This window comes from Rhodothermales bacterium (genome assembly GCA_013002345.1).
In the GTDB taxonomy this organism is placed as follows: Bacteria; Bacteroidota; Rhodothermia; order Rhodothermales; family JABDKH01; genus JABDKH01.
The window spans coordinates 1-6,145 of the sequence record JABDKH010000266.1 but is presented as its reverse complement, the minus strand read 5'-3'; the positions used below and the strand labels follow the sequence as shown (position 1 = coordinate 6,145).

At 60.1% G+C, this 6,145-nt stretch carries 5 protein-coding genes and 1 pseudogene; all 6 read right to left on the bottom strand.

The window, feature by feature from the left end:
- The coding region (locus HKN37_12850; GenBank protein ID NNE47535.1) for a hypothetical protein at positions 1-742 on the bottom strand (742 nt) is incomplete at its 3' end.
- 120 nt (positions 743-862) lie between these two features.
- Positions 863-2,374, bottom strand: coding sequence for a polysaccharide biosynthesis protein (locus HKN37_12845; GenBank protein ID NNE47534.1), 1,512 nt, complete (start codon positions 2,372-2,374; stop codon positions 863-865).
- Positions 2,375-2,414: 40 nt separating this feature from the next.
- Positions 2,415-3,641, bottom strand: coding sequence for a glycosyltransferase family 4 protein (locus tag HKN37_12840; GenBank protein NNE47533.1), 1,227 nt, complete (start codon positions 3,639-3,641; stop codon positions 2,415-2,417).
- 8 nt (positions 3,642-3,649) lie between these two features.
- Positions 3,650-4,291, bottom strand: coding sequence for an acetyltransferase (locus HKN37_12835; GenBank protein ID NNE47532.1), 642 nt, complete (start codon positions 4,289-4,291; stop codon positions 3,650-3,652).
- Between the two features lie 4 nt (positions 4,292-4,295).
- Complete coding sequence (locus HKN37_12830; GenBank protein NNE47531.1) at positions 4,296-4,916, bottom strand: sugar transferase; 621 nt, start codon at positions 4,914-4,916, stop codon at positions 4,296-4,298.
- Positions 4,917-4,924: 8 nt separating this feature from the next.
- A pseudogene (locus HKN37_12825) lies at positions 4,925-5,998 on the bottom strand (DegT/DnrJ/EryC1/StrS family aminotransferase).
- Positions 5,999-6,145: the final 147 nt, after the last annotated feature.

Here is a 6,145-nt window from a genome sequence, read left to right as displayed (position 1 = left end):
CCACATGATGCCGTGACGTCGTTTCGCTGTTCAGACGAACCCTGACGAACGCCGTGTCGGCAGTCGATGACCGCGCCGACGAAAGTTGTACATCGTCCGTTCGTTCACGATCGCCCTGGTTCGTGTTGTGTGCTACGCGTGCCCAGTAGTATCCCTCCCTGTCCGTGTACAGCGGGTTTCCGCGGCTCGCGCTGTCGCCCGGGTAGTAGGTGTTGTCGGGCTCGAGATGCAGTGTGTCGCGAGTCGTCCCCAGCGCCACCGTGCCGGCAGACGGTGGCACCCTCTCCATGCGGCTTCCGGGGTTGCCGCGCCATGTCAACCAGTAGGTTGTTGTGTCGCTGAAGAGACTGTTATACGTGCTGCTTCTTCGAGATGGATCGCCATCGTACAGGTAGTCTTCCGCCGCTCCGGTGTTGCGGCGTCCGACGAATGCGAGATAGTCGGACGCGGTCATCGACGCCGGGTTGGCCCCGGAATAGAACAGAGGGATTTCCCGGCCGCTCTCGATGATCCGGAAGCTCGCCGGATCGACCGACAGAAGAGGCACGCCGGAATTCGCAAGGTCGGAGCCCGTGACGGCGTAAACGCCGTCTGATCCGACCTCCAGCTTGAGATAGGTGGCAGAGGGGTCGTACCACGATGCGTCGAATGTTGACTGCGCGTCTGCCGACTTGACCGGCCAGGCGATAGCAATCAGCAGTACGCCTAGCAGCGCAATCTGGCTATGGATGTACCGTGTCAAAATCAGCAGATATGGGAAAGAAGTACGACTACGGTTGAATGAGGGCGCCGGATCCTGCGGTAATCAGCAACAGGCATACCAAATCGGCGGTCACTTCGGGATGCTCCCGGACCGCAGCGCCTATTCATCTATAATCGAGACCTCAAGACGGGTCTGGAACAGCGCTTTCCGCACTTCCTCGGCTCGGTTTTTTCGGCACATATGATCCAGAATGCCGAAAAATGCGTCCAATTCCGTCCGACTGAAGGGTGCATTGCTTCGGAGTCCCTCAATCCCGGCAGACGTCTCGATGCCGGTCTCGTCATCGGCCGAAAGGAACTCGGCCAGCTTCTCACCTGGCCTGAGGCCCGTGAACGTGACAGCAATACCTTCCGGTGATCCGGTCATTTCTTCAATGATGAACCGTGCAAGATCGACGATGGATACCGGCTCTCCCAGCCGTGCGGTGTAGACGGGGGCGTCATCAAGCAAGAGGGACTGGAGGATCAGTGCCGTCGCATCCGAGGGCGTCATCATGTATCGCGTCATCTCGGGATGCGTGACCGTGACCGGGCCACCGGCGAGAATCTGGTCGATAAATATCGGTACGACACTTCCCTGGCTACCCATGACGTTCCCGAAGCGGACGATCTTGCATCTCATTCGCGTGTCGATCGATCGGATGTACCACTCCGCCAGTCTCTTTGTGGCGCCGAGCACGCTTGAGGGATCTACGGCTTTGTCTGTCGACACGAAGATGAACTGTTCGGCCTCGAACTCCTCGCAGATGCGCGCCAGGCTCACGGTGGCCATCGTATTATTCGTGAATGCCTCGACGGGGTGCCGTTCCATGAGAGGCACGTGCTTGTAGGCCGCCGCGTGGAACACAATATCCGGCCGGTAGGCTGAGAAGACGGTGCGCATGATTGACTCATCGCGGACGTCCGCGATCCGAAACACGAGGTCGCCGGAAAACCGTCGGCTGCGGAGCGTGTTCTCCAGCTGAAACAGGTTGAACTCGCTGACGTCGACCAGGACAAGACGGAAGGGATTTAACTCGATGAGTTGTTCGGACAACGCGGATCCCACCGACCCGCCCGCGCCGGTGACCAAAACGGTGCGGCCTGTGAGGTAATTCTGAATAGCTTCGCGTTCGAAGACCAGTGGCGGCCGCCTGATGAACTTGTCGAAGTCAATTTTCGGCAGAGCCCTGACGGCGACTGGTCGGGTGTCAAGTCTCCATTCGGACGCGAAACGAATAGCCGCTCGCAATCCAAGAATTCCGATCAATGAAAACGCGAACTGCACGCTCGCGACGCTACGCGGCGGAATGTGGGTGGGTGTAACGAGGTACGTGACCGCCAATGCAACGGCGCCACCGACGAAAAGAAAGCCACCGGCCTTCAGGAACTCGTCCAGATGAAGTTCTCTTGCCTCGACCCGGTAGATCCCCGACAGCAGGAGGCTGGCCATGTAGCTGACGATCGACACGACGAGCGCCGTGCTGGAGGCGGCATCGACCGGCCACAACAGCCAATGCGTGCTACGGATCTTCAGTGCCGCAACAAACGCAGCGTAGACGATTACCGTGTCGAGAAGGATGAGGAGGGTTCGGCGGCGGGGCCGACCCGCGTCACCGGGAATTCGAATCATGATGTCGCTGGGAAACGCGATTCAGTAAGGTAGCCAAGGTTCACGAGGGCTGCAATCGTGCCGAGTGCCGGCTCACGGTCTCGAGCAGGATGTTTTCAAACGTGTCGGCGAGACTGTTTCTGTCGAAACGTTCACGGGCTACGCGAACGGCGTTGCGGCCTGCGCGCTCGAGTAGATCCTGGTCGTCAAGGATGTTTCTGAGCGCCGAAGCCATCTTGTCAGGATCCGCGGCCGGTGTATACCAGCCGCATCCGTTCTCCTCTACAAGCTCCTTCGTCCAGCCCGGATTGGTCACGAGGACGGGACAGCCGGTCGCCAGGGCGTCGAAGAGTTTAGAGGGCGAACTTGCAGCCACTGACGGCACGTCGACGAAACTCACGAGTGCGAGGCTTGCCGTGGCAAACCAGTCAAATACCGCATGGCGGGGTACCGGCGAGACGAGTCGGACATTGGGCAACCGCCGGGCTTCGGATGCAATTAAATCGGTGTAGTACCCGTGCCCGACGAACGTAAACACGACGTCGGTGCGGTCAATCATCTGTCGCGCTGCCGCCAGCAAGGTGGGGATGTCGTTCGCTCGTCCGAACGCACCGGCATACAGCAGGACGCGTTCGTCGCCAAGGTCAAACTCGTCGCGCAGTCTACCCGAAACTTCGGCCTCTCGAGCAAGCCCGGCCCGCTCAACGTCCGAGCCCTGGAGGATTGTCGAAACGTGACGCTCTGATGCTCCTTTGCCAAGGACATGCGCCGACATGTCCGGAGACAGGGTGACGACGTGGTCGGCCGAACGGTAGAGTTGGCCTTCTTTTCCTCTGAGCCATTTCTGAGCCCGCGGATTGCTAATGGCGCCCATCTCGATAGGGAAGTCCGGCCACAGATCCCGAACCTCAAAAACGAACGGGACGCCGAGTTTCCTGGCCACGCGGCGTGCCGCCCAGGCGACCGACAGCGGCGTCGACGTTCCAATGATTACATCGACATCTTTGAGTGTCATCGCAGCAGCGTATGCTTTTCGGGCATAAGACGCGAACGCGACAAGACGCCGGCTCGTCGACATCTGATTGTCGTACGAAACGCGAACGCTCACGAGGTCAACACCATCCGGCACCCACGGATAGTCGTTAGTGATGCGCCTGGATTCCCACGCATCCGACCCGATGATCGTCACCCGATGGTTTCGTGCCCACCGCGCCGTGAAGTCGTAGTGACGACACATTGCCGGGCAATCGGGGTTGTGGTGGTACTGGTGGAGCAGGACGATGTGCATGATCCTGCTCAGTCATCCAGTTCGCGAGTGACACGGGCGGGTACGCCGGCGGCGACGACGCCCGCAGGGAGGTCACGCGTGACGACCGCGCCTGCACCGACTATCGAACCGGCTCCAATCTGAACACCCGGAAGTATAACGGCCCCGGTGCCGATCTCGACACCCGCTCCGATGCGCGAATCTCCAGACACATGCACACCGGGGTGAAGTGTGGAACAGTCGCCAAGGCTGCAGTCATGACCGATTGTGCAGTGCAGGTTCACGATGCAATGGGCACCGATCATCGTCCTGACAGTCACTGTTGTGGCGCGGCACAGGATCGATCCTTGACCCACGCTCGAACTGGCATGGATTGACACGGTTGGATGGAGCAAGGTAGCGGGCGTTGCGCCTATGTTGCTGAGCCTGCGTGTGAGCTCTTCGCGCACACGCGATCGACCCACGGCTGCAACATATCGAGCTCTGTGTTTACTGAGCCAGTCAACCTCGCCCAGCACGGGATAATCGATCACCGACGTACCGTGCAGTTCCGGATCATCGTCAAGGAAGCCGACCAGCGACCATCGGGAGGCGGTGTCGTTAATGTCTTCGACCAGTGCAGCCGTCTCTGCTCCGAACCCACCCGCTCCGACGATTACAAGGTCGGACATGATACTATCGCTTCGTCCGTGGGAGATCCGTCCGCGACACGTCAGCGATACCGAAGTCCGGATTCAATCCTCCGTCACCGTACACGCCCCGACCGGACACAACGGCACCGATGGTTCGCCAGAGAATCTGAAGATCCAGCCAGACCGTCCGGTTATCGACATACCACACGTCGAGCAGGATTCGGATCGTCCAGGGGATGGAATTGCGACCGTGGACCTGCGCCCATCCCGTGATCCCCGGACGCGTATTCAGCCGCCTTCGCTCGTAGTGTCCATAGCGCTCTACCTGCTCGGGGAGTGTAGGTCTAGGGCCGATGAAACTCATCTCGCCCAGCACAATGTTGACCAGCTGTGGCAGTTCATCAAGGCCAAGTCGCCGCAGGATTCGCCCGGGAAGGGTCACCCGATCCGCATGCGATTCGTTCGATGCATTGTGCGCCATCGTTCGAAACTTGTGAATGGAAAACGTCGCACCGCCGAGACCTGCCCGTTCCTGCGAGAAGAAGATCGGCCGTCCCTGAGCCACCAGGAGCACGATGCTCAGCAGCGCAAGAAGCGGCGCCAGAACAACGAGCAGCGCCAGCGCGGCCAGGCGTTCGACTATGTGGAAAACATTGGGGCCCATGCGGATACCTACGCCGTTGCGGAAATGGTAGTGGTAGACCGCTGCAGTCGGGGCACGACCTCGTTCAGGGCCGACGCGACCTGCATAACGTCATCGTCTTTCATCGTCGTGAAGAAGGGCAATGCCAGGGTTCGGTCGGAGATGGCCTCGGCAACGGGGAAACGCCCTCGCGTGTATCCGTAGAGATCCTGATAGAGCGGCTGCAGGTGAATGCACGGGAAGTAGGGCGCCGACTCTATGCCACGAGCTCCAAGCGCTGTCATGAGTTCGTCGCGGGCCGTCGCTGTGTATGCTGGCGCAAGCGCGATGACGTAGGCAAACCAGCTTCGCTCAGAGCTGGCGATGGATCCCGGGATCTGAATGTCGTCCGCCAGGGGTGCCAGCAATTCGGTATATCGGGCAGCGATTGTCTGCCTCCGCTCCTGGAGCACGTCGAAACGCTCCAACTGAGCGCACCCGAGTGCCGCAGAGATCTCGTCCATCCGGTAGTTGTAACCGAGACGGACGTGGTTCATCCGTTCGTTGCTCGCCCGACCCTGGTTCGCCATGCTCCGGCAGAGCTCGGCCAGCTCATCACTCGAGGTCGTGACGCAGCCGCCTTCGCCGGTAGTAATCTGTTTGTTCGGATAGAAGCCGAAGGCCGTCGCGTCTGCTAGGCTGCCGACAGCGTGCCCATCCACGGATGCGCCAAGTGCTTCGCATCCATCGTCGACGAGCAAGAGCCCGTGCCGATCCGCGATTCTCGTGAGTTCGGGCCAATCGGCCGGCGAACCGAATACGTCCACCGCAACTATCGCACGAGTTCGGGATGTGATTCGTGACTCGGAGTCCGCAGGGTCAATGTTGAACGTAACCGGATCGATATCTGCGAATACCGGTCGTGCGTTCACGTAGATGGCCGCATTGGCGGTCGCGACGAAACTGAACGGCGTCGTAATCACCTCGTCGCCCGGTCCGATGCCCATGCCTTCAAGAATGAGATGGAGAGCTGCCGTTCCGCTGCTCACGGCAACGGCATGCTTCGCGCCGGTCAGGCTCGCCATCCGTGCTTCGAACTCACGCGTCTGCGGACCAAGCGCAAGTCGGCCGCTCTAGAGCGCGGTAACTACGCACGCCACTTCGGCGGGCCCGATATCGGGCCGCGAAAGGGGGATGGATGCTTCGTGACTTCTTGTCACAGGCGGTGGGAAGGACAGTGTATATTCGGTGGCAGATGGATGGAAGCGCCG

Bases quoted from the DNA above. Each gene is read 5' to 3' on its own strand.
- HKN37_12845 (NNE47534.1), bottom strand. From the start codon at position 2,374: ATGATTCGAATTCCCGGTGACGCGGGTCGGCCCCGCCGCCGAACCCTC.
- HKN37_12840 (NNE47533.1), bottom strand. From the start codon at position 3,641: ATGCACATCGTCCTGCTCCACCAGTACCACCACAACCCCGATTGCCCG.
- HKN37_12835 (NNE47532.1), bottom strand. From the start codon at position 4,291: ATGTCCGACCTTGTAATCGTCGGAGCGGGTGGGTTCGGAGCAGAGACG.
- HKN37_12830 (NNE47531.1), bottom strand. From the start codon at position 4,916: ATGGGCCCCAATGTTTTCCACATAGTCGAACGCCTGGCCGCGCTGGCG.